At 71.6% G+C, this 23,830-nt stretch carries 16 protein-coding genes; 10 read left to right on the top strand and 6 right to left on the bottom strand.

All coding sequences use genetic code 11. The annotated features are described in order from the left end of the window. Complete coding sequence (locus ABZY57_RS19900) at positions 1 to 219, top strand: hypothetical protein (RefSeq protein WP_356513648.1); 219 nt, start codon at positions 1 to 3, stop codon at positions 217 to 219. An 84-nt stretch (positions 220 to 303) separates the two neighbouring features. Here the strand turns inward: ABZY57_RS19900 and ABZY57_RS19895 are convergent, their stop codons facing one another. Beyond that, on the bottom strand, positions 304 to 3,687 hold the full coding sequence (locus ABZY57_RS19895) for a tetratricopeptide repeat protein (protein ID WP_356513646.1): 3,384 nt from the start codon (positions 3,685 to 3,687) through the stop codon (positions 304 to 306). A gap of 202 nt (positions 3,688 to 3,889) precedes the next feature. Between ABZY57_RS19895 and ABZY57_RS19890 the strand changes: the two genes are divergently transcribed. The 7 genes from ABZY57_RS19890 (at position 3,890) to ABZY57_RS19860 (ending at position 15,487) form a co-directional block, all read left to right on the top strand. Beyond that, entirely contained in the window at positions 3,890 to 5,206 is a 1,317-nt protein-coding gene (locus tag ABZY57_RS19890) for a recombinase family protein (protein WP_356513644.1), read from the top strand. 47 nt (positions 5,207 to 5,253) lie between these two features. Next, on the top strand, positions 5,254 to 7,317 hold the full coding sequence (locus ABZY57_RS19885) for a thioredoxin domain-containing protein (RefSeq protein WP_356513642.1): 2,064 nt from the start codon (positions 5,254 to 5,256) through the stop codon (positions 7,315 to 7,317). 289 nt (positions 7,318 to 7,606) lie between these two features. Next, entirely contained in the window at positions 7,607 to 8,938 is a 1,332-nt protein-coding gene (locus ABZY57_RS19880; RefSeq protein ID WP_356513639.1) for a glycosyltransferase, read from the top strand. A 209-nt stretch (positions 8,939 to 9,147) separates the two neighbouring features. Further along, positions 9,148 to 10,680 carry a phospholipid carrier-dependent glycosyltransferase gene (locus ABZY57_RS19875; protein ID WP_356513674.1) on the top strand — a complete coding sequence of 511 codons (1,533 nt, stop codon included), beginning with the start codon at positions 9,148 to 9,150 and terminating at the stop codon, positions 10,678 to 10,680. Positions 10,681 to 10,686: 6 nt separating this feature from the next. Then, a complete protein-coding gene (locus tag ABZY57_RS19870; RefSeq protein ID WP_356513637.1) occupies positions 10,687 to 11,871 on the top strand; it encodes a glycosyltransferase family 2 protein in 1,185 nt (394 codons plus the stop codon). 36 nt (positions 11,872 to 11,907) lie between these two features. After that, the gene (locus ABZY57_RS19865; protein WP_356513635.1) at positions 11,908 to 14,325 is read left to right on the top strand and encodes a galactose oxidase-like domain-containing protein; all 2,418 of its coding nucleotides are present in this window, start codon (positions 11,908 to 11,910) and stop codon (positions 14,323 to 14,325) included. A gap of 79 nt (positions 14,326 to 14,404) precedes the next feature. After that, positions 14,405 to 15,487 (top strand): hypothetical protein, encoded by a 1,083-nt coding sequence (locus ABZY57_RS19860; protein WP_356513633.1) that lies wholly within the window; start codon positions 14,405 to 14,407, stop codon positions 15,485 to 15,487. A gap of 91 nt (positions 15,488 to 15,578) precedes the next feature. Here ABZY57_RS19860 and ABZY57_RS19855 read toward each other — a convergent pair whose 3' ends face one another. Then, positions 15,579 to 16,265: a hemolysin III family protein gene (locus ABZY57_RS19855; RefSeq protein WP_356513631.1), complete on the bottom strand. Its 687-nt coding sequence runs from the start codon at positions 16,263 to 16,265 to the stop codon at positions 15,579 to 15,581. Between the two features lie 220 nt (positions 16,266 to 16,485). Between ABZY57_RS19855 and ABZY57_RS19850 the strand changes: the two genes are divergently transcribed. Then, positions 16,486 to 18,342 (top strand): phosphoenolpyruvate carboxykinase (GTP), encoded by a 1,857-nt coding sequence (locus tag ABZY57_RS19850; protein ID WP_356513629.1) that lies wholly within the window; start codon positions 16,486 to 16,488, stop codon positions 18,340 to 18,342. A gap of 66 nt (positions 18,343 to 18,408) precedes the next feature. Here the strand turns inward: ABZY57_RS19850 and ABZY57_RS19845 are convergent, their stop codons facing one another. The 4 genes from ABZY57_RS19845 to ABZY57_RS19830 are packed head-to-tail and all read right to left on the bottom strand — an operon-like array spanning position 18,409 to position 22,947. Then, entirely contained in the window at positions 18,409 to 19,029 is a 621-nt protein-coding gene (locus tag ABZY57_RS19845; RefSeq protein ID WP_356513627.1) for a hypothetical protein, read from the bottom strand. Next, a complete protein-coding gene (locus tag ABZY57_RS19840) occupies positions 19,016 to 20,659 on the bottom strand; it encodes a substrate-binding and VWA domain-containing protein (RefSeq protein ID WP_356513672.1) in 1,644 nt (547 codons plus the stop codon). Before ABZY57_RS19840 ends, ABZY57_RS19845 begins: the two co-directional genes overlap by 14 nt. Before the next feature lie 5 nt (positions 20,660 to 20,664). Continuing rightward, on the bottom strand, positions 20,665 to 21,855 hold the full coding sequence (locus tag ABZY57_RS19835) for a toxic anion resistance protein (RefSeq protein ID WP_356513625.1): 1,191 nt from the start codon (positions 21,853 to 21,855) through the stop codon (positions 20,665 to 20,667). Positions 21,856 to 21,867: 12 nt separating this feature from the next. After that, complete coding sequence (locus tag ABZY57_RS19830) at positions 21,868 to 22,947, bottom strand: hypothetical protein (RefSeq protein ID WP_356513623.1); 1,080 nt, start codon at positions 22,945 to 22,947, stop codon at positions 21,868 to 21,870. Positions 22,948 to 23,090: 143 nt separating this feature from the next. On the opposite strand from ABZY57_RS19830, the gene ABZY57_RS19825 reads away from it, so the two are divergent. Continuing rightward, positions 23,091 to 23,630 (top strand): hypothetical protein, encoded by a 540-nt coding sequence (locus ABZY57_RS19825; protein WP_356513621.1) that lies wholly within the window; start codon positions 23,091 to 23,093, stop codon positions 23,628 to 23,630. Positions 23,631 to 23,830: the final 200 nt, after the last annotated feature.

The raw sequence follows: 23,830 nt of genomic DNA, 5'->3' as shown, positions 1-23,830 counted from the left end.
ATGAGCGCTACGCAGGAAGCAATCGTCCAGCTCCTCCCGCTGGCCGGCGACACCTTCGACAAGAACAAGGTGACTCCCGGCCTCCTCGGTTTCATCGTGTTCGCGGCCCTCGCCCTCGGGGTGTGGGGCCTGATGAAGTCGATGAGCCACCACATGGGCCGGGTCGACTTCAAGGAAGCCCCCGAGCCCGCCCCGACCGAGGGCCCGCGCGCCCCGTAGGGGCCGTCCGCCCGCGGTGACCGCCCGCCCCGCCGTCCACGGCCGGGGCGGGCGGTCTCCCGCGCGCTCAGGGGCCCGCGCGCCCTACACCGAAGGCAGCGCCACGGGGACGCCCATGATCTCCCGCGAGTGCAGGTTCGGCACGAGCGAGAGCCGCCACGCCTGCCAGCCCTCCGCCGGGTCCACCCCGCGCCCCAGGATCACCGTGTAGGACTCCAGGCAGTCCTCCAGCCGGCCGTCCCGCATCGGATGGGGGGCCGCCGCCAGCCGCGCCACCTCCGTCCGCGCCTCGTCCGGGGCCGCCGGGAGCGCGTACGGCAGGAGCGTGCAGCGCAGGAAGCGCGCCCAGTCCTCCCCGCGCCGGTCCCCGTAGGAGATGAACAGCCGCACCGCCTCCTCGCACAGGTCCAGCGCCTGCGCGGTCCGCCCGTTGCCCGCGTCCACCACCGCCAGCTCCAGACAGGTCCAGGCCTCGCCGTGGGCCAGCCCGATCCGCCGGAAGTCCGCCCGCGCGTCCACCAGCAGCTGGCGGGCGAAGCCGGAGTTCTTCAGGTTCCCCGTCTGCGCCGCCCGCTGGTCGCGCGTGACCCGGCCCGAGTGGTGACGGGCGTGCGCCAGCCCGTACACGTCCCGCATCCGGGAGAACATCGTGCGGGCCCGCTCCAGCTCCCGCACCGCCCGGTCCCGCTCCCCGGCCTCCTCCAGCGCCTGACCCAGGTAGTACAGCGTCCACGCCTCGCCCCGCGCGTCCTCCGCCTCCCGGTGCCGGGCCAGCGCGTCCCGCAGCCGGTCCAGCGCCGGCCCCGGATCCCCGTCGACCACCCGGGCCCGGCCCAGCTGGGTCAGCGCCCACGCCTGGCCGCGGTCGTCCCGCGTGCGGCCGTACAGCTCCAGCGCCAGGCGCAGCTCCGCCTCCGCACGCGGCACCTCGCCCAGCCGCAGGTACACCTGGCCGAGCTGCAGGTGCGCCCACGCCTCGCCGTGCACGCTCTCGCTCTCGCGGTGCAGGCCCAGCGACTCGCGCAGCAGCCGCAGCGCCTCCGCGAGGTGCGCACGGTCGCGCTCCACCGCGCCGAGCGCGTGCAGGCCCCACGCCCGGTCACCCGCCAGCTCGTCCGTCGCCTGGAGCACCAGCGCCTCCCGGATGCGTGCCGAGGCCTCGGGAAGGTTGCCCTGGTGGTGCAGCGTGATGCCGAGCGAGACCAGCGCCATGCCCGCGCCCGCCTCCTGCCGGGCCTCCTTGTACTGGTCGACCAGCGAGGTCAGGGTCGTGCGGGACTTGTCCAGCTCACCCAGCTGGCGGGCCGCGATGCCCGTACGCCACTGCACCGAGCGCACCAGCAGACCCTGGTCGACGGCCTGCGTGAGCTCGTTGATCTCACCGAGCCGGTACAGGTCACCGCGCAGCAGACAGAAGTCGCAGAGTGCGCCCAGCAGATCGAGTACGGCCTGCTGGTCCACGCCCTCCGAGTGCCGCAGCGCCGCCGTGATGAAGCTCGACTCGTCGTCCAGCCACCGCAGGGCCGCGTCGAGCGAGGCGAAACCGTGCCCGCCGACCGTGCTCGCCTTGGACAGGGCGTTCGCCCGCGTGGACATCTTCCCGTCGACCATCCGGATCACCGAGTCGGCGAGCTGCGCGTACGTGCGGATCAGCCGCTCGTGCGCCGCCGCGGCGACGGCCCGGTCCTCGTCCCGCGCCAGGCGCGCCGCCGCGTACGCGCGCACCGCGTCGTGCATCCGGAACCGGTCCCCGCGTACGTGGTCCAGCAGCCCCGCCCGCGCCAGCTCGCGCAGCAGCCGCCCGGCCTCCACCTGGTCCGCGTCGATCAGCGCAGCCGCGGCCGCCGCCCCCAGCGAGGCCCGGCCCGCCAGCGTGAGCCGGCGCAGCAGCCGGCGCCGCTCCTCGGGCAGGGCCGCGTAGGCCAGGTCCAGAGCCGCCTCCAGGGAGCCGCCCCGCTCCGGGGACTCCCCGACACCCCCCAGGGGGGCCAGTACGCGCAGCGCCAGCGGCAGGCCCGCGCCGAGCGCGAGCAGCGCGCGTACGGTCTCCTCCGCGTACGGGGCCGCGGGCACGGCCACGGCGGTGGACGGCTCCGCCCCCGCGGCCACGGCCCCGCCGGCTCCCGTCCCGCCGGCTCCCGCCACGGCGGCCGCGGTTCCGGCGGCCGCGGTCCCGGCGGTCGGCGCCCCTCCTGCTCCTCCCGTCCCGCCGGCTCCCGCCCCCGCCTGGTCCGCGCCCACCGCCCGGACCAGCTCCGCACCCGCCTCCTCCGCCAGCCGGGTCACCGGCAGCTGGTACACCCAGGCCGCCAGCTCGGCGGGCAGCTCCAGCGGCTCCCGTGCCGTGACCAGGACCAGGCTCTCGGAGCGCTCGGGCACGAGCATCCGTACCTGCGCGGCGTCCACGGCGTCGTCCAGGACCACCGCCACCGGGGTGCCCTGCACGTGCTGGTGGTACAACTCGCCCAGCCTGCGCACCTGTTGCTCCGCCGACGAGCCCTCGCGGAACAGCAGTTGCTCCCGCGGCGCGCCGAGCCGGTTCATCAGGTGCAGCAGCGCCTCACGGGTCGGCAGCGGACTCTCGGAGGCGCCACCGCCGCGCAGGTCCACCACGCAGGCACCCCTGAACTGGTCCCGCAACGCCTGCGCCGCGTGCAGCGCCAGCGTGGTGCGGCCCACCCCCGGCTCCCCGTGCAGCACCACGACCACCGGACGGGTCTCGGTGCTCGCCCGGGCGCTGTGCACCCATTGGGCGATCCGCGCCAGTTCGGCCCGACGGCCGACGAACGTGCCGTCCACAGCGGGAAGTTGGCCGAAAGACTGCTCCATCATGGCCCGCCGGCGGGCCTCGGCGCTGCGATTGGCACCGCGCAGCGGAAGGGCGGAGCCACCGTTGCCGGTCCCGTTCACCTTGCGCGGGGCCTGCGCCGCCGCGGCCACCTTGCGCTGCTGTTCCAGGAAGGGGCGTATCCCGCGCACCTCCAGCGCCGACAGCCACTGCAGCTTGAGCTGCTCGGCACCGCCCGGCCGGCCCAGCTCCCCGGCACGCCGGTTCGCCGCGGGCAGGTGCAGGGCGGTCACCTTGGCCACGGTCGCCGTCGCCCCGGCCACGCCCACGACGGCGCCGGTGGTCAGCGCCGTGCCGGCCGCCACGCCGAAGGCCAGGTCCGCCACGATCGCCGCGGCGGCCGCGACCCCGGTGACCAGCAACGCGGTCGAGGTGTTCGCCCGCCGGAAGGCCTCGCCGAGCGACTCGTCCCCGGCCGCGGCCTCGTCCAGGGCCTGCGTGTACGCCTCGTACTCGGTGGCCGCGCTCGCCGCGAGCGCGTCCAGAGCCTGCTTGCCGCGCGCCAGCAGCGCCGCCTTGGCCTCCGGAGTGCCCGCCGCCCCGCCGCCGCCCCGCCGGGACTCCTCCTCCACGGCCCGTTCCAGCAGCCGCTCGGCCTCACCGCGATGACTGTCCCGCATCGGCATCCCCCTCAGAGAGCTCCGGCACCGTGCCCCAAGTGTCCTTCGGGACGGTCGAGAGCGCGAGGGAATCTGAGCTAGATCAGAGGGAGTTGACGCGCAACCGGTCGCTCGGCGCCCCGCTTCCGCGGCACACGTAACCCGTTCCTCGATTCGTCCGTTATGCAGAACATCGGACGAACTATCGAAAGAGGAAAGGGTCATGGACGGCATGGCGCACGCCACCGAGGACAGCCTCATCCCGGTCGCCTCGTACGCACGCACCTCGCAGGACACGCCACAGGGTGATGCGCGCGGCGTACGCCACCAGCATCGGATCAACGAACGCAGGGCCCGCGAGCACGGCTGTGTGGTCGTCGCCACCTACACGGACAATGCACGTAACGCGACGAAGGATGACCGGGAACGCCCGGGTTTCGACCACCTGCTCGCCGACCTGCATCGTGGCCACGCCTTCACGGCCGGTCCGTTGCGCGGCGTCGTCGCCGTCGCGGACGACCGGCTCTACCGCAGGCCGGAGGACCTCGTCCGCTTCATGGCAGCGCTCACCTCGGCTCCGGGGAGGGTGTACGTCGACCGGGACGGCATGCGGGACCCGTACAGCAAGGCCTGCCTCCTTCAGGGGGTCGACTCGCTCCAGGAGGCCCTCGCGGAGGGCAAGATGCGCAGCCGCCGACTTCAGGACTGGCACTGGTCGCGAGCCATGGACGGACTACCGCACAGCGGTCCGCGGCCCTTCGGGTGGCAGGAAGACCGGCAGACCCTGCACGCGGTGGAATCCGAGCTCGTCCGCAAGGCGATCGAGCACCGCGTCACCGGTGGCTCCATGGGCCACGTGGCGCGAGAATGGGATGCGCTGGGCGTCACGGGAACGCGTGGCGGTCGTCCGAACCCGCAGACGGTCACGCAGATCATCACGGCTCCGAGGGTGTACGGTTTCCGTGCCAACCGGGGGGAACTGCTGATCGACCCGGATGCGGGGAAACCGCTGATCGGGGCATGGCAGGCCATCGTCACGCCTGAGCGGTGGGTGGAGGTTTGCTCGACGTTCTCGGCAGGGAGTCTGTACATGCATCGGGGGCCCCTGAGCCCGCGATTGACCGACCGCAAGGCCGGCCCGAAGTATCTCGTCAGCGGTTTCCTGCGCTGTGGTGAGTGCGACCAGCTCATGGGTGGCGGCAAGAGCTCCCGCAGTCGCAAGAGCCCGTACAACTACATGTGTGCCTCAGGCCGTGGTTGCGGGCGATGCGCCATCAGTGGTCCCCTCGTGGAGGAAGCCGTCGAGATGCTCCTCTTTCCGACAGACGGGCAGGGGCGGGTCCGGTTGCCGGAGCCGATGCGGCAGCGATGGCTTTCGGGCGAGATGGAGTTCGAGGAGAAGCGTAAGGTCATCGCCTCGGTCTTCACTCACCTCGTGATCAGGCCGGGGAAGAAGGGCTGCGGTATCTGGGACCATTCGCGAGTGGTCCCGGTATGGAAGTGGGCTGATCGTGTCGAGGCCGCCGGGCCGGCGGCCTGACGGCCCTGTAACCAGGCGCAAGCTGGGTGGTGCGGCAGGATGGTCGCATGCCGAACCGCCTCGCGAAGGAGACTTCGCCGTATCTGCTTCAGCACGCCGACAACCCCGTCGACTGGTGGCCCTGGTCCCCGGAGGCCTTTGCCGCGGCGAGGGAGCGGGGCGTGCCGGTGCATCTCAGTGTCGGATATTCGAGTTGCCACTGGTGTCATGTCTTCGAAGCTGAAAGTTTTACTGATGAACTAACAGCTGCCTACCTCAACGAGCACTTCGTCAACATCAAGGTCGACCGCGAAGAGCGACCCGACATCGACGCCGTCTACATGGAGGCCGTGCAGGCCGCCACCGGGCAGGGTGGGTGGCCCATGACGGTCTTCCTCACCGCCGATGCCGAGCCCTTCTACTTCGGGACCTACTTCCCGCCCGAGCCCCGGCACGGGATGCCCTCCTTCATGCAGGTGCTCGAAGGGGTGCGCACCGCGTGGGTCGGGCGGCCCGAGGAGGTGGCCGAGGTCGCGCAGCGGATCGTACGGGACCTCGCGGGGCGGCAGCTCGACTACGGGAAGGCCGGCACCCCCGGGCCCGAGGAGCTCGCGCAGGCGCTGCTCGGGCTGGTGCGGGAGTACGACGCCACGCACGGGGGGTTCGGCGGGGCGCCGAAGTTCCCGCCGTCCATGGTGCTGGAGTTCCTGCTGCGCCACCACGCCCGGACCGGGTCCGAGGGGGCGCTGCAGATGGCCGCCGACACGTGTGAGGCGATGGCGCGGGGCGGGATCTACGACCAGCTCGGGGGCGGGTTCGCGCGGTACTCCGTGGACCGGGAGTGGGTCGTGCCGCACTTCGAGAAGATGCTCTACGACAACGCGCTGCTGTGCCGGGTGTACGCCCACCTGTGGCGCACCACCGGGGACGAGCTCGCGCGCCGCGTCGCGCTGGAGACCGCCGACTTCATGGTGCGCGAGCTGCGCACCCACGAGGGTGGCTTCGCCTCGGCGCTGGACGCCGACAGTGAGGACCCGGAGACCGGCAAGCACGTGGAGGGGGCCTACTACGCCTGGACTCCCGCCCAGCTGCGGGAAGTGCTGGGGGAGGAGGACGGGGACCTGGCGGCCGCCTGTTTCGGGGTGACGCAGGAGGGGACCTTCGAGCACGGGATGTCCGTGCTCCAACTGCCCGTGCAGGGGCCGGACATCGGTGACGAGCGGCTCGCCGGTTTCAAGGAGCGGCTGCTCGCCGCGCGGCAGGCGCGGCCCGCGCCCGGCCGGGACGACAAGATCGTCGCCGCGTGGAACGGGCTGGCCATCGCGGCCCTCGCCGAGTGCGGGGCCTTCTTCGACCGGCCCGACCTGGTCGAGCGGGCCACGGAGGCCGCCGACCTGCTGGTGCGGGTCCACTTCGACGCGGCGGCCGGCCGGGCCCGGCTCGCGCGGACGAGCAGGGACGGGCGCGTCGGGGTCAACGCCGGGGTGCTGGAGGACTACGGGGACGTCGCGGAGGGGTTCCTGACGCTGGGGGCCGTCACCGGGGAGGGGGTCTGGCTGGAGTTCGCCGGGTTCCTCGTCGACCTGGTCCTGGACCGGTTCACCGCCGAGGACGGCTCCCTGTACGACACCGCGCACGATGCGGAGCGGCTGATCAGGAGGCCGCAGGACCCGACCGACACCGCGGCCCCCTCCGGCTGGACCGCCGCCGCCGGCGCCCTGCTCTCCTACGCCGCGCACACCGGTTCGCAGGCGCACCGTACGGCGGCCGAGCGGGCGCTGGCCGTGGTGCACGCGCTCGGGCCGCGCGCTCCGCGCTTCATCGGGCACGGGCTGGCCGTCGCCGAGGCGCTGGTCGACGGGCCGCGCGAGGTCGCCGTGGTCGGCCATCCGGAGGATCCGGCGCGGGCGGAGCTGCACCGGGTCGCGTTGCTGGGGACGGCGCCCGGGGCGGTCGTGGCGACGGGTCTGCCGGGGGCGGCGGACGGCAGTGGTGGGGAGTTCCCCCTTCTGGCCGAGCGCACGCTCATGCACGACCTCCCGACGGCGTACGTCTGTCGACATTTCGTCTGCGCGCGGCCTACGACCGATCCGGTCGAACTGGCCGAGCAGTTGGGGACGGTTCGTCCCTGAAAGCTGTGGAGTAGCGTCAATTCCGCTTGTCTGAAAGCCAGTTCGGCAACGCGGTTTTTATCTGAATAGTGCCTACGCGTCATGTTCGCTGCCTAGTCTCGTGACTTCGGAGTCACCGATCGGTCACTGACAGCGCCCTAGGGCGCCGGGGGAGCGCGCGCCGGGGGTTGCGCACGCGGGGGAGGCGGGGGCGGAGTGAGGGCGGCGGGCTGGGGAGCCCGCCGCGCGTCCGTCCCCGGGGGGTTGAAGGATCGCCGCCTGGGGTTGCGGCATGTCTGTGGGGGACGCTTTGTTCATATCCGTGTTCATCTGTGTGGTTTCGCTCGCGCTCTTCTGGATGGCGGCGTTCACGCTCTGGTGGCAGATGCATGCCTGGCGGACGCCCGAGACGCTCGCCTCGACGCGTTTCGACCGCCCCGACGGCGGCGGCCGGCTGGCCTTCTCCCTGCTCCTGCCCGCCCGCCACGAGCAGGCGGTCCTGGAGCACACCATCGAGCGGCTCCTGGAATCGAGCCACCGCGACTACGAGATCATCGTGATCGTCGGCCACGACGACCCCGGGACCGCGGAGGTGGCCGAACGGGCCGCCGCCCGCGCGCCCGGTCTCGTACGGGTCATCACCGACCACCACGAGGTCAAGAACAAGCCGAAGGCCCTCAACACCGCCCTCCCGCACTGCCGGGGCGACATCGTCGGGGTCTTCGACGCCGAGGACCAGGTCCATCCGGAGCTGCTGTCCCACGTGGACCACGCCTTCCGCGCCACCGACGCCGACGTGGTCCAGGGCGGGGTCCAGCTCATCAACTTCCACTCCAGCTGGTACAGCCTGCGCAACTGCCTGGAGTACTTCTTCTGGTTCCGCTCCCGGCTGCACCTGCACGCCGAGAAGGGCTTCATCCCGCTCGGCGGCAACACCGTCTTCGTGCGCACCGCGGTGCTGCGCGAGGCCGGCGGCTGGGACCCGAACTGCCTCGCCGAGGACTGCGACCTGGGCGTACGGCTCTCCTCCGTCGGCAAGAAGGTGGTCGTCGCCTACGACTCCGACATGGTGACCCGCGAGGAGACCCCGGGGTCCCTGGTCAGCCTGCTCAAGCAGCGCACGCGCTGGAACCAGGGCTTCCTCCAGGTGTACCGGAAGAAGGACTGGCAGCAGCTGCCCGGCCGCGGCCAGCGCTGGCTGGCCCGCTACACGCTGATGACCCCGTTCATGCAGGCCACGTCCGGGGTCGTCATCCCGGTGAACTTCGCCGTCGCCGTCTTCCTCGACGTGCCCGTCGGCGTCGCGATCGTCACCTTCCTGCCGATGATCACCGCGATGGTGACCTTCGTCTTCGAAGTGGTCGGCCTGCACGACTTCGGCCGCCAGTACGGGCTGCGGGTGCGCTTCACGCATTACGTCAAGCTCGTGGTCGGCGGCCCGTTCTACCAGGTCATGCTGGCCGGCGCCGCGATCCGCGCGGTCTGGCGCGAGCAGCGCGGACGCAACGAGTGGGAGCTCACCAGCCACACCGGAGCCCACCTCGCGTCCCCGTCCGGTGAAGCGGGCCCGGCCGGTGTCCGCAGCAGTGCCGGCGACCCGAGCGCCCCGAGCACCCTCATCCGAGAGGACAGCCACCAGTGACCACCACTCTGCCCACGGCCACTGATCCCCAGCCCGGCGCGGCTTCCACCGGCGTCTCCACCGACGCCGTCACCGACGCCTCCACCGGCGTCATCGGCGCGGCCTCCACCGCGACGGCTGCCGTCCCGCGTCAGCGGACCGGCGGACTCGGGGTCCGCCCGCCGGCGCCGGCCCGGCCGCTCGTCCGGTTCCGTTCCTCCCGTCCCGACCTGCTGCTGTGCGGGGTGCTGCTGCTCGCGATCCTCCTCGTGCAGGGCTGGAACATCACGAACTTCCCGACGCTCAGCGACGACGAGGGCACCTACCTCGCGCAGGCCTGGGCCGTCCAGCAGGGCAAGGGGCTGGCCCACTACACCTACTGGTACGACCACCCCCCGCTCGGCTGGATCCAGATCGCGGGCCTGACCTACCTGCCGTCCCTGTTCGTGCCCGACTCGATGACCGTCGCGCCGATGCGGTTCTCGATGCTCGCGGTCTCCGCCGCCAGCGCGGTCCTGCTGTACGTGCTCGCGCGCCGGCTCTGGCTGCCGCGCTGGGCGGCCGGCCTCGCCATGGGCCTGTTCGGGCTCTCCCCGCTCTCCGTCGTGCTCCAGCGGGAGATCTTCCTCGACAACATCGCCGTGATGTGGATGCTGCTGGCCTTCTGCCTCGCCGCGTCACCCAGCCGCCACCTGTGGCACCACTTCGCCTCCGGGCTGGCGGCCGCCACCGCCGTGCTGACCAAGGAGACGATGCTGGTGGTGCTCCCGGCGCTGCTGGTGACGATGTGGCGCCACAGCCACCGGGACACCCGCAAGTTCGCCGTCACCGGAGCCGTCACCGCCTGCGTGCTCATCGGGGTGACGTATCCCCTGTACGCGCTGCTCAACGCCGAGCTGCTGCCCGGCTCCGGCCACGTCTCCCTCATCGGCGGGATCGTCTACCAGATGGGCCGGGCCGGTTCCGGCTTCATCCTCGACCCCGGCTCCGGCTCGCACGGGGTCTTCGAGTCCTGGCTCTACTACGACACCGTGCTGCCGCTCGGCGGTCTGGCCGGCGCGGTCCTGCTCCTGGTCACCGTCCGGTGGTCGGTCACGGCCCGGGCCCTCGCCGGCCCGGCGCTGGCCGTGGTCATCCTCGCCCTCGTCGCGATGCGGCCCTCCGGCTACCTTCCGGCGATGTACGTGATCCAGGCGCTGCCGTTCCTGGCGCTGGTCCTCGCCGGGGGCGCGGCCAGCGTCACCCACGCCGTGCTGCGCCGCCGCCGCGCGCCGGGGGAGCGGCGTGCCCTGGCGTACGGGCGGTGGGCGCTGATCGGCGTCCTGGCCGCCGCGGCCGTGGTGTACCTCGTCCCGCGCTGGTACGACGGCAACCGGACGGCGCTCACGGTCGACGCGAACGCCCCGTACCGCCAGGCCGCGGCCTGGCTCGGTCGCGAGGTGAGCGAGCCCGCCACGACCCGGGTGCTGGTCGACGACGCCCTGTGGCTGGACGCCGTGCACCACGGGTTCGACCCGGGGCTCGGGGCCATCTGGTTCTACAAGGCCGACCTGGACCCGGCGGTGACCAAGACCCTGCCGGGCGGCTGGCGGGACATCGACTACGTGGTCTCCTCGCCCACCGTCCGGCGCGACGCGCCACAACTGCCCAATGTGAAGGCGGCGTTGGAGAACTCGACGGCGGTTGCCGTCTTCGGGACGGGTGAGGACCGCATCGAGATCCGGCGCACCGATCCCACGGCCCGTACCGCCGAGGGGAGTTGATCCGGCATGAGTGAGGACCTGTGGGCCCCGCATGCCCCGCATGCCCCGCACCTGCCGGAGAGCGCCGATGAGGCGCCGGCCCCGGGCAGCGTCACCCTCATCATCCCGACCTTCAACGAGTCCGGGAACATCGTCGAGTTGCTGCGCAGGCTGGCGGCCGCACTGCCCGGGCACCTGCCCTGCTCGGTGCTGTTCGTCGACGACTCCACGGACGACACCCCGGCCGTCATCGAGAAGGCCGCCCTGGAGTGTGCCTTCCCGGTGGCGGTCCTGCACCGCGAGAGCCCCGAGGGAGGGCTCGGCGGGGCGGTCGTGGAGGGGATCGCGCGGTCGGACACCGACTGGATCGTCGTCATGGACGCCGACCTCCAGCACCCGCCCCACCTGGTCCCCGAGCTCGTCGGGGAGGGCGAGCGCACCGGCGCCGACCTGGTCGTGGCCTCCCGGTACATCGCCGGGGGCAGCCGGGCCGGGCTCGCCGGGAGCTACCGGATCGCCGTCTCGCGCGGAGCGACCTGGCTGACCAAGGGGCTCTTCCCGCGCGCCCTGCGCGGGATCAGCGATCCGATGAGCGGGTTCTTCGCGATGCGCCGTTCGGCCGTCACGGAGGAGGCGCTGAAGCCGCTGGGCTACAAGATCCTGCTGGAGCTGGCCGTGCGCTGCCGGCCGGCACGGGTGGCCGAGGTGCCCTTCGTCTTCCAGGACCGTTTTTCGGGGGAGTCCAAGTCCACGGCCCGTGAGGGCCTGCGCTTCCTGACCCACCTCGCCTCGCTGCGGTCGGCGACCCCGCTGGCCCGCATGATCGGTTTCGGGCTGGTCGGGCTCTCCGGCTTCGTCCCGAACCTGGCCGCGCTGTGGATGCTCACGCACACCGGCATGAACTACCTGCTCGCCGAGGTGGTCGCGAACCAGGCCGGGGTGCTGTGGAACTTCCTCCTCATCGAGACCCTGCTGTTCCGCGACCGGCGGCGCCACCGGCACTGGGCCGACCGGTTCGGGCGCTTCGCGCTGCTGGCCAACGCCGATCTGCTGCTGCGGATCCCGCTGATCGCGGTGTTCGTCGGCACCTGGGGCTTCGGCGTCCTGTCCGCGACCGCGCTCGCCCTGGTCGTCACCTTCGTCCTGCGTTTCGCGGCGACGGAGGCATTCGTCTACCTCCCGCGCAAGGCGGGCCTCACCCGCACGAGTTGAGCCGCACGAGTCGAACCGCACGAAGGGATGCTCCGCATGGAGAGGAAGATCCGGCGCAGGGCAAGGTGGCGGGCCGCCCTGCTGGCCGTCGGGGCGATGACCGCGGGCCTGCTGCTGAGCGCACCGCAGCAGGCCACGGCCGGACCGCCCAACCTGCTCACCAATCCCGGTTTCGAGACCGCCGGCCCGGCCGGTTCCGACATGCCCTCCTGCTGGTCCAAGTCCGGCTGGGGCGACAACGACTTCACCTTCGCCACCGTCGCCGACGCGCACTCCGGCACCAAGGCGATGAAGGTCTCGCTCACCCGCCGGGTGGACGGCGACCGCAAGGCCCTGGTCACCGAGAACGGCACCTGCGCCCCGACGGTCGTCCCGGGCCGGCAGTACGACCTGTCGGCCTGGTACAAGTCGAACACCCCGGACGTGTCGGTGACGGTGTTCCGCCACGACACGACGGCCGGCTGGCAGTACTGGACCGACCTGCAGAATCCCCCCGTCAGTGCCGCGTGGGCCCGCACGGAGGTCCGTACGCCGGCGGTCCCGCCCAACACCGACAAGATCGCGTGGGGTCTGTCCGTCTACGGGGTGGGCACGCTCACCACCGACGACTACGCGCTGGAGGAGGTGGGCGTGACCCCGCCGCCGCCCACCTGCACGGGCACGGCGACGGAGTGCGCCAAGGGCAAGTGGGAGGTGATCGCGGCCAAGAACCCGGTGCGGTCGATGCACGCCGTCGTGCTGAAGAACGGCAAGGTGCTGCTGATCGCGGGCTCGGGCAACGACATCGCCCAGTTCAACGCGGGCACCTTCACCTCCGCCGTCTACGACCCGGCGAACGGCTCGTTCAAGACGATCCCGACGCCCGTGGACATGTTCTGCTCCGGCCACGTGCAGCTCTCCGACGGCCGGGTGCTGGTGATGAGCGGCAACAAGGGCTATCCGTCGGCCGACGGGACGATCGGTTACCAGGGGCTGAAGGACTCGTACACCTTCGACCCGGCGACCGAGAAGTACACGAAGACCAACGACATGAACGGCGGGCACTGGTACCCGTCCGCGACGATCCTCGGCAACGGTGACGTGATCTCCTTCGGCGGACTGAAGGAGGACTCCACGGGCAACGTGACCGCGGAGAAGTTCTCGGCGGCGCAGAACAAGTGGCTGCCGATGAACGAGGTCAACCAGACCTGGTCGTACTGGGGCCTGTACCCGTCGATGATCCTCATGCAGGACGGGCGGCTCTTCTACTCGGGCAGCCACACCTTCGGCAACGGCACCCCGGGCACCGGCGCCTCCGTCTACGACTACGACGCCAACACCATCACCGACGTGCCCGGCCTGCGGAACAAGGACGAGCGCGACGAGTCGGCGAGCGTGCTGCTGCCCCCGGCGCAGGACCAGCGGGTCCTGACCATCGGCGGCGGCAACAACGAGCGCAACCCGGCCGCGAACCGGCTCACCGACATCATCGACCTGAAGAAGCCGAGCCCCGCCTACACGGCCGGCCCGGACATCCCCCAGGGCCTGGTCGACCAGGGCCAGGGCAAGCGGCCGCAGACCGGCGCCGAGGGCAAGATGTTCGTGTCCGCGGTGCTGCTGCCGGACGGCAAGGTGCTGGAGACCGGCGGCGGGCTGCACGACCGGGCCGACCCGGTGTACGAGGCCTCGTTCTTCGACCCGACCACCAACACCTACCAGGCGGGCCTGGCCACCGACCCGATCCCGCGGACCTACCACTCGGCGTCGTTCCTGATGCCGGACGGCCGCGTCATGTCGGTCGGGGACAACCCGGGCAACGGCACGTACAACCACAACGTGTCGATCTACACCCCGCCGTACCTCTTCAAGGGGGCGCGCCCGCAGATCACCTCGGTGATCGACAACCAGTGGGTGTACGGGGACACGCAGCGGATCACCGTCAACCGGGCGGTCGCCAAGGCGGAGCTGATCCGCCCGGCGGCGGTCACCCACTCCTCGGACCCGAACCAGCGGTTCGTGGACCTGCCGCTGACGGTCGTCAACGGCACCACCATCGACCTGAACGTCACCAGCAACCCGAACCTGGCGCCGCCCGGCTGGTACATGCTCTTCGCGGTCGACGCGAACGGCATCCCGTCGATCGCGAAGTGGGTGCACCTGGGCGGCCCGTCCGCCCTGGCGGCCACCGCCGAGCCCCCGTCCGCGCACGAGCACACCTTCGCGAACGGGCTGGCCGCCCCGAAGCAGAACCCCGCGAAGCGGGACTCGGCTCCGGTGGCCCCGAACGTGGCCGGCTGCGACCGGCACTACGGCACGGCCAACGTGTGCGTGCCCACGCGGTTCCCGGCGGAGGTGAAGGCGACGACGAAGGCCCGCTGCGACTGGCTGGCCGCCCACAAGTACCCCCCGCGCATGAAGGTCAACGGCAGCGACCCGCAGCGCCTGGACCCGGACGGCGACGGCTCCACCTGCTGAACCCCGGCGGGGGCGGGAGCACCCGTTTGACAGCCCGTCAAAACCATCCGGAATAGGACGTTCCTTCTACCTTGGGCCCATGCCCGAGATCACCCTGCCCAGCCTGCGCCGCCACCGAGCTCCGGTCCGGTGGCGGCGCCTCGCCGTCCTGTTCGCCTGCACCCTGCTCAGCGTGCCCGGCCCGGCCTTCGCCGGGCAGCGCGGGACCGGTGGGAGCGGTGGAGACGACACGAAGCCCGTCGGGACGATCGTCGAGTTCGCGGTGCCGACCGAGGGTGCCAACCCGGTCGGCATCACGGGCGGCCCCGACGGGAACGTGTGGTTCACGATCCAGGCGCCGGTCAACAAGATCGGGCGGATCACGCCGCACGGCAAGATCAAGGAGTTCCCGCTGCCCCACCCCGACCGGTTCCCGGACGGCATCACCTCCGGCCCCGACGGAAATCTGTGGTTCACCGAGCCCCAGCACAACCACGTCGCGCGGATCACCCCGCGGGGCAAGGTCACCGAGTTCCCGCTGCCGCAGGCGGACAGCTGGCCCTTCGGCATCGCCGGCGGGCCCGACGGGAACGTGTGGTTCACCGAGAACGGGGCCGACAGGATCGGCCGCATCACGCCCCGCGGCAGGATCACGGAGTTCCCGCTCCCGACGCCCGGCAGCCAGCCGTACCGGATCACCGCGGGCCCGGACGGGAACCTTTGGTTCACCGAGCCCTTCGCCAACAGGATCGGGCGGATCACCCCGCGCGGTGAGGTGAAGGAGTTCGCCCTGCCGAATCCCGAGGGCGCCCCGTTCGACATCGCCGCCGGCCCGGACGGGAACCTCTGGTTCACCGACGGCGGCGGCCTCGACCACGAGATCGGCCGGATCACCCCGCAGGGCGCCGTACGGCGGTTCCCGCTGCCGGAGGCCAACAGCGGCCCGGTCGGCATCGCTGCGGGCCCGGACGGGAACCTCTGGTTCACCGAGTCCAACCGCAACCGGATCGGCCGCATCACTCCGCGCGGCGAGCTCACCGAGTTCCCGCTGCCCACGCCCAACCCGGACAACACTCCCTTCCACATCGCGAAGGGGCCCGACGGGAACATGTGGTTCACGGAGCTGATCGGAAACAAGGTGGGGCGCGTGACGGTCGGCGGCCGGGGCCACGGCAGGCCCTGAGTCCTCTCTTTGCGATCGCGCGGGGCAGCGGGGTGGGTCCGGGGTCCGGGGCCTGCGGCCCCGCGGCCCCGCGCGATCGGGAGGAGACGGCTCAGTGCTGGTACGCGGCGATCGAGATGCCCACGTAGTGGGCGACGAAGGCGGCCAGGGTCAGGGAGTGGAAGACCTCGTGGAAGCCGAAGAAGCGGGGTGAGGGATTCGGGCGCTTCATGCCGTAGATGACGCCGCCGGCGCTGTAGAGGAGGCCGCCGACGATGACCAGGACCAGGACGGTGATGCCGCCGGTGCGCATGAAGTCGGGGAGGAAGAAGACCGCCGCCCAGCCCATGGCGATGTAGCAGGGGGTGTAGAGCCAGCGCGGGGCGCCGACCCAGAAGACGCGGAAGGCGATGCCGGCGGTGGCCGCGATCCAGACCGCCCACAGCAGGGTCCGGCCGGTGGAGTCGGGCAGGAGCAGCACGGTCAGCGGGGTGTACGTGCCCGCGATGATGAGGAAGATGTTGGCGTGGTCGAGCCGCCGCAGGATGGCCTCGCCGCGCGGGCCCCACGTACCGCGGTGGTAGACGGCGCTGACCCCGAACAGGAGGCACGCGGTGAGGACGTACACCCCGCACGCCACCCGGGCCCGGGTCGAATCGGTGAAGGCCATGAGGACGAGGCCGGCGATCACGACGGCGGGGAACATGCCGGTGTGCAGCCAGCCGCGCATGAGCGGCTTGGCCTCCTGATCGGCGGGTTCGACCACCGGAGCGGCCACGGCAGCGGCGTCAGAAGTCATGGCCGCCATGCTACCTACGGTTGCGTAGGTTTCCGTTAGTGAGCTTTACGGAAGATTGACCGGAGTGGCGATGCTCACGTGAGAGGCCCCCTGGACATATGCGCACATGCACCGGATGATCAGATGAGTGCGGTCGACACCGGATGAGCGGAGCGCGAAGCGTCCGGGTCGCGGCCCCCACGGGGCAATCACAAATCAAACCCCTCAACAAGGAGCGATCGTGGCGCGCGACATCGCGGCTGGCACCACTTCCGACGTCCCCACCAAGCACCAGGAGCTCGTCACCTGGGTCGAGGACATCGCTGCCCTCACCCAGCCCGACCGCATCGTCTGGTGTGACGGCTCCGAGGCCGAGTACGAGGCCCTCTGCGAGGAGCTCGTCTCCAAGGGCACCTTCAAGAAGCTGGACCCGGCCAAGCGCCCGAACTCGTACTACGCCGCCTCCGACCCCTCCGACGTCGCGCGCGTCGAGGACCGGACCTTCATCTGCTCCGAGAAGGAGGAGGACGCGGGCCCGACCAACCACTGGAAGGCCCCTTCCGAGATGAAGGAGCTGTTCGAGGGCAAGGGCGAGGAAGGCGGCATCTTCCGCGGCTCCATGAAGGGCCGCACGATGTACGTCGTCCCCTTCTGCATGGGCCCCCTCGGCTCGGAGCTCTCCGCGATCGGCGTCGAGATCACCGACTCCGCCTACGTCGCGGTCGCCATGCGCACCATGACCCGCATGGGGCAGGCCGTCCTCGACGAGCTCGGCACCGACGGGTTCTTCGTCAAGGCCGTCCACACCCTCGGCGCTCCGCTCGCCGAGGGCCAGGACGACGTGCCGTGGCCGTGCAACACCACCAAGTACATCTCGCACTTCCCCGAGACCCGCGAGATCTGGTCCTACGGATCGGGCTACGGCGGCAACGCCCTGCTCGGCAAGAAGTGCTACGCCCTGCGCATCGCGTCCGTCATGGCCCGCGACGAGGGCTGGCTCGCCGAGCACATGCTGATCCTCAAGCTCACCCCGCCCCCCTCCACCTCCGGCCGGGCTGAGTCGAAGTACATCGCCGCCGCGTTCCCGAGCGCCTGCGGCAAGACGAACCTGGCCATGCTGGAGCCGACCATCCCCGGCTGGACCGTGGAGACCGTCGGCGACGACATCGCCTGGATGCGCTTCGGCGAGGACGGCCGTCTCTACGCGATCAACCCCGAGGCCGGCTTCTTCGGCGTCGCCCCCGGCACCGGCGAGCACACCAACGCCAACGCCATGAAGACCATGTACGCGAACACCGTCTTCACCAACGTCGCGCTCACCCCGGACGGTTCCGACGTCTGGTGGGAGGGCATGACCGAAGAGGCGCCCGCCCACCTGATCGACTGGAAGGGCAACGCCTGGACCCCGGACAGCGACACCCCGGCGGCCCACCCGAACGCCCGCTTCGCCGTCCCGGCCTCGCAGTGCCCGACGATCGCCTCCGAGTGGGAGGACCCCAAGGGCGTCCCGATCTCCGCGATCCTCTTCGGCGGCCGCCGCGCCTCCGCCGTGCCGCTGGTCACCGAGTCCTTCGACTGGAACCACGGCGTCTTCATCGGCTCGAACATCGCCTCCGAGAAGACCGCCGCCGCCGAGGGCAAGGTCGGCGAGCTGCGCCGCGACCCCTTCGCCATGCTGCCGTTCTGCGGCTACAACATGGGTGACTACATGGGTCACTGGGTCGACGTCGCCAAGGACAAGGACCAGGCCAAGCTCCCGAAGATCTACTACGTGAACTGGTTCCGCAAGAACGACGCGGGCAAGTTCGTGTGGCCCGGCTTCGGCGAGAACAGCCGTGTCCTGAAGTGGATCGTCGAGCGCCTCGACGGCACCGCCGAGGGCGTGGAGACCCCGATCGGCATCCTGCCGACCGTCGCCTCCCTGGACACCGACGGGCTCGACCTGCCGGCCGCCGACCTGGAGTTCCTGCTCACGGTCGACAAGGAGGTCTGGCGTGACGAGGCCTCGCTGGTCCCCGCCCACCTGAACACCTACGGCGACCACACGCCGAAGGAGCTGTGGGACCAGTACGAAGCGCTCGTCGAGCGCCTGGGCTGATCCAGCCCCCACCGAACCCCTGCGGCCGGCTGTCCCCGGCCACGGGCTGACGCGGGATTCCCCGACCTAGGATTCCCTGCGACCTTCCAAATAGGTCGTGTGCGTCTGCTGACGGCGGGCCTCCGTTTCACGGAGGTCCGCCGTCATGCGTTCCGCTTCCTCCCGCAGCAGCGTCAGCTGCCGCTCCAGGTGGCGCTCGGGCGATTCGCCGCCCGCCGTGAGCCGGGTCCACCAGCGGGTCCGGTTGTAGGTGTCCACGCACTCCGGCACGTCCGTGCGGATGGCCCGGGTCAGCGCGTGCACCGCCTCCGGGTCGGCGGCCAGCACCCCCGCCACCCAGCCCGGCTCCAGCATCGCCGCGTACAGCTCCAGCAGCCCGGTCAGCACCTCGGCGGGCTCCGGCGGCAGGTCCACCTCGCCGACGTACTCCCGCAGCCGCGCGAAGTCCTCCCGTACGAAGCTCAGTTGCTCGGCGGGCTCCGGCGGTACCGGCGGGGGCGGCAGGTCCGGCGGGGCGATGAGCGCGCCCGCCCCGTACAGCCCGGCGACGACCACCGGCCAGTACGTGCCGGCCACCCCGGTGAGGGCCAGGCCCACCCCGAGCAGACCGCAGGCACTGCCGGCCAGGTTCTTCTTCGACTCCACGTAGGTGAGGAGGCGCGGCCTCGGTGCCCTACTGGTAGCCACGGATCTCCTCGAAGGCTCCGTCGAGCGAACCGTTGCCGCCGGTGGCGTCGAAGAGCCGCCCGCCGGTCAGTTCGGTGATGTGGGCGAGTTCCCTGCGGTCCGAGTCGCCGAACAGCACCGCGAAGACCGGCGTGTGCTTCTGCGCCTCGGGCAGTCCCGCGTAGAAGGAGTCGAAGTGCCCGGCGCCGACGCCCGCGGTGTTCTCGCCGTCCGTCATCAGCACGATCGAGGTGAAGGCGTCCGCGTTGCCCTTGCCGAGCTGCTGGTACGCCGCCTCCAGACTGCTGTAGACGGCCGTGCCCCCGCCGGGCTGCAGCGACTTCACGTCCCCCCGGATCGCGTCCAGGGCGGGGCCGGGGTTGCCCGGCTCGACCACGTGCGTCAGGGACTCCTTCACCTTGTCGCCGAAGGGCAGCAGCGTGACTTCCTCCCGGTCGCGGAACCGCTCTCCGGTGCCCGAACCACCGGTCCCCGTCAGGTCGGTGAGCGCCGACTTCAGCCGGCCGATCCGGTCCTCCTCGGCCATCGAGCCCGAGGTGTCCAGCACGTACACGGTGCGCGAGGGCCGGCGCAGCTCGTTCTCGTAGCTGGCCAGCAGCCCGTCCGCCACCGACCGGGTGCCCGGGAAGGGCAGCTCCCGCCGCTTGTCCGGGTTCAGTCCGGCCGCCGGGGTCACCCCGGCCGCGACGGGCCGCCGGAAGGTCTTCCCCGTGATCGCCTTCTGCGCCTCGGTGCCGCGCAGGTACTCGGTCAGCACCCGCCCCGACGCGCGGGCCCCGGCCGGGGCCGAGGTCAGCAGGGTCAGCGGGTAGTGGGCCGTGACCACGCCGTCGAGCGGCCGGATCACCGTCAGGTTCGTCTTCGCGTCCCGGTTCATGGACAGCAGCACCGACTCGTAGTTCACCAGCGCGTCCACGTTCCCGCGCTGCGTGTACGCGGTCGCCAGCCAGCCGGAGGACCCCGAGGTCAGCTTCTGCCCGGTGAAGAACTCCTTCAGCTTCGGCTGCGCCGCCGCCACGTCCGCGTCGGTCAGTGCGGCCTGGGCGCCCGAGAGCCCGGAGGCCACCGAAACCAGAGCGGAGAAACCGGAATTGGAGCGCACCGGGTCGGTCATCCCGTACGTCAGCCTCCCGGCGGCCACGGCCTCGTGGACCGCCGACCAGGTCACCGACTCGGGCTTCCAGCCCAGCCGGGCCAGCGCCTCGGGCCTCACGCCGAGGGCGACGGACGAGGACATCACCGGGGTCTCGCTCGACAGCTTCCCCGCGGCTTCGGGCCGCAGCCTCAGGTAGTCGTTGGAGGAGAGCCAGACGGCGTCGTACCTGCCGTCCGCCGTGCCGGAGGCGATCTGCTCGACCGCGTCGAGGGTGCCCGACATGGTCAGTTCCACGCCGATCCCGGTGGCGGCCTTCGCCGCCTTCAGCACCTCGTCCATGTCGGACAGCTCGCTGGAGGCCAGGACGCGCAGCTTGCCCTCCTGGTACGCGCTCTGCTCCGGCTTCGCGTCGTCGGCGCCCCGCGTGCACGCGCTCGCCCCGAGCAGCGTGGCGGCGAGCGCCACCACAGCGGCGAGCCGTCTGCGCGCCGCGGCGCCGCGGATGCTGATGAGGTTGCTGATGCCGTTGCTCATGCCGTTCATCGATCGCCGCCTTCCAGGGCGCTCGCGGTGCGGGTGCGCGCCAGGTACGCGGAGGCATTCTGGAGTTCGCCGGTCAGGGATTCCACGGTGGCGGCCATGTTCTCGGTGGCCTGCACCTTGAAGGTGTCGATGGTGTCGAGCGTCTTGTAGATCTGGGCGAAGGCCGTCCGCAGCGTCTCCGCGCCGACGGCCGGGTCGGCGGCGATCCGCTGGATCTCCCCGCTCTGCGTGGACAGCATCTCCGCGTTGCCGCGGATCAGGCCCTCGGTGGTGTCGCGCAGGGTGTTGATCTGCTGGATGACCTCGCCCTGGGTCCTCAGTGCCTGGGCCAGCATCACGGCGATCCGCAGCGCGGACACCGTCGTGGTCGCGGCCCGGTCGACGCCCTTGATCAGCTCTTCGTTGTTGCGCCGGACCACGTCCATCGCCAGGTAGCCCTGCGCGCAGACGGCCAGCTGGGTCAGCAGGTCCTGGTGCTTCTGCCGTACGGGGAACAGCACGTCCGCGCGCAGCGCGTCGGCCTGCTGCGGGTCGCCCTGGTCGGCGATCCGCTGTTCGACGGCCGCGTCCAGGGCTTCGGTGAGCACCGCGTACTCCTGGAGCTTGCCCATGGTCTCCCAGAGGCGGGCGCGCTCGGTGTGCAGGGCGGCGTTGTCGCGCCGCAGCTCGTCCTGGCCGCCGCGCAGTGCGCCGACGATCCGGTCGAGGGTGGCCTGTGAGGAGGCGTACCTGGCCACGTGGTCGCGGAACCTGTTGCCGCCGGGGAGCTTGGAGACGAGCTTCCGCAGCCCCTTCGTCGAGCTGCCCGCGCTCTCGCCGGGGTCCAGGTCCTCCACGGTGCGGCGCAGTTCCACCAGTGAGCCCGCGACGCGGGCCTGGGCGTCGCCGCCGCCGTCCGCGGCGAGGGAGCGTACGGCCCGCTCCAGCATGCGGTTGGACTGCTGGGCGGCGCCGCGGATGTCGGCGGAGCCGAGGCCGGTGATCTCCCCGATGCGGTGCGCGAACTCGGGGGAGCGGCTGTCGATGCCGGCCAGTGAGCCGACGTACTCCCCGGCCCGGCGGGCCATCTCCTCGCGCACCCCGTCCTGGAGCGGTACCAGGCCGGAGGCCTGCTCGCGCCGGACGGGGGCCACGGGCTCGGGAGCGGTGAGGACGAGCGGAGTGTCTTCGGGTGGTGTCGGTGTCATGGTGTGGTCCCCCTATTCCTTGGCGCGCGCGGCCAGCGCCATCAGGACCTTGACGGTCGGTGCGCTGACCTGGCGGAGGCCGGTCAGGCCCGAGTTGAGGTACGCGGTGTGCGGCGCGGTGGCCGCGTTGAACTCGGCCACCCCCTCCGTCGGCCGGAACCCGTGGCGGACCACGAGCGAGCGCAGCTTCGGGTCGGTGGCCAGCAGGGAGCCGAGCTCCGTGGCCTTCTCGCTGATCGGGATGAAGGTGTGCGGGGAGTTGACGGTGGTGTCGGGGTAGAGGACCACCATGTCGCCCGGATCCTGCTTCTGCTGGAGCAGGCTGGCCACCTGGGACTCGTAGGCGAGGATGAGCGGTTCGCCGCTGCCGCTGATGAAGGCGCGGAAGGGTCCGTCCGTGCTCTGCTCCATGGCGCCCTGGACGGAGATCAGCTTCTTCATCAGGGGCGCGGTCCGGTCGATGCCGGCCTCGTCGGAGACGACGGTCGTGCCGTTGGCGACGTTCGAGGTGGTGGCGAGGAAGAGCGCGCCGGAGTTGGAGGTGGCGGGGTCGGTGGTCTTGATGAACACCGTGCCGGTCAGCTCGGGGTAGGCGCTGGTCCCGCCCTGGATCTCCTGCCACTTCCTGTCCTCGGCGGCGGCCTTCAGGAAGGGGCCGAGGAGGAGGGTGCCGGAGTTCTTGCCGTTCAGCTTGGCGAGGCCGTGGTCGGTGAGGACCTTGGCCGCGTTGGCTCGGGCGATGACGACGAGCGGGGAGAAGAAGGGCTTGGTGTTCTGGGCGCCCTTCACGCCCGCCTTCTCCTCGATTCCCGTGGCCGGCTCGGTGCTGCTGGGGAAGGCGAAGTCGAGTTCCTTCAGGGCGAGTTGGTCCATCGCCCAGGAGCCCGAGGTTTCGGTCTTCACGGTGTAGCCCTTGTCCGCAAGGGCCTTGACGACGTCGGGGTCGCGGAAGAACTCGGACTTCTCCGAACCGATGACGCCACGCACGGTCTTCGTTGCCGTGCCCTCCGGCTTCTTTCCTCCGATGGCGATGACGGCTGTCACGCCGCCGATCAGGAGGACCGCCAGGGCGATTCCTAGGATGCGTCTCACGGGTGCAGAGTGCTCGCGGAAACCCACATTCCGCGCTGGGTCGGGTGAACGCGAGGTGACGAGGCGGTCCCACTTCGAAATGCTGTGTGGGCCCGTGGGTGCTGGTGACCGGGGCGGGCTGCCGGGAGGATCGTGCCATGGGCGTGAGCGCGTTGAAGTGGCAGGGCTGGCTGGTCGCCCTGGTGTTCGTGGCGGGACTGCTGGTCTTCGCCCCGCTGGGGCTGTACGTCTGGGCGGGCGGCGCTCCCGCAGCGCGGCCGGCGGCAGCCGCGCGCGACGACGTGCGGATCACCGGCTGCCGGATCGATCCGGCGAGCCGGCGCGTGGTGGCCTCGGTCGAGGCGGTGAACGGCTTCCCGGAGCCCGGCGGGTACGTCGTCACGGTGGAGTTCCGCGAACAGCCGCCTCCGGCTGCCCGTGGCCCCCAGTCGCTGGTGAAGATCCCGGGCGTCCCCCCGGCCGCGACGGAGCGTGCCGAGGCGGTCGGTCCGATCTGGCCCCCGGCCACGGTCCCGTGGTGCGGGGTCGCCGCCGTGGACTTTGCCCCGGACCCGACCTCCGCCCGTTCCCTGGGGCTCCGCCCCGGACCCCGCGCCTCGAGCGCCGGCGCGGCTGGAATGTCCGGCCCCGCGGCGTTCGCGGTGAGGCCGGCGGCGACCACATCCCGCCCCGCGGGCGTTTGAGGGGCGGGCGCGGAGGGGTGCACGGTCGAGCCCCGCAGGGCATGGCGCCCGGTCCGGAGCCTCCGCGGCCCCGGACCGGGGCCGTCAGTGGGCGCCGACGAGGTCGAGCGCGGCGGCGTGCGCGTCCATGCGCTCGGCGGCGAGGATCGCGACCGCGGTGTCGGCGCGGGACGCGGCGACGAGCAGGGCGCGGGCGGCGA

Source organism: Streptomyces sp. NPDC006450, assembly GCF_040612195.1.
Taxonomy (GTDB): Bacteria; Actinomycetota; Actinomycetes; order Streptomycetales; family Streptomycetaceae; genus Streptomyces.
Note: the sequence above shows the minus strand (reverse complement) of the source record. Positions and strands in the feature narration are given on the sequence as shown.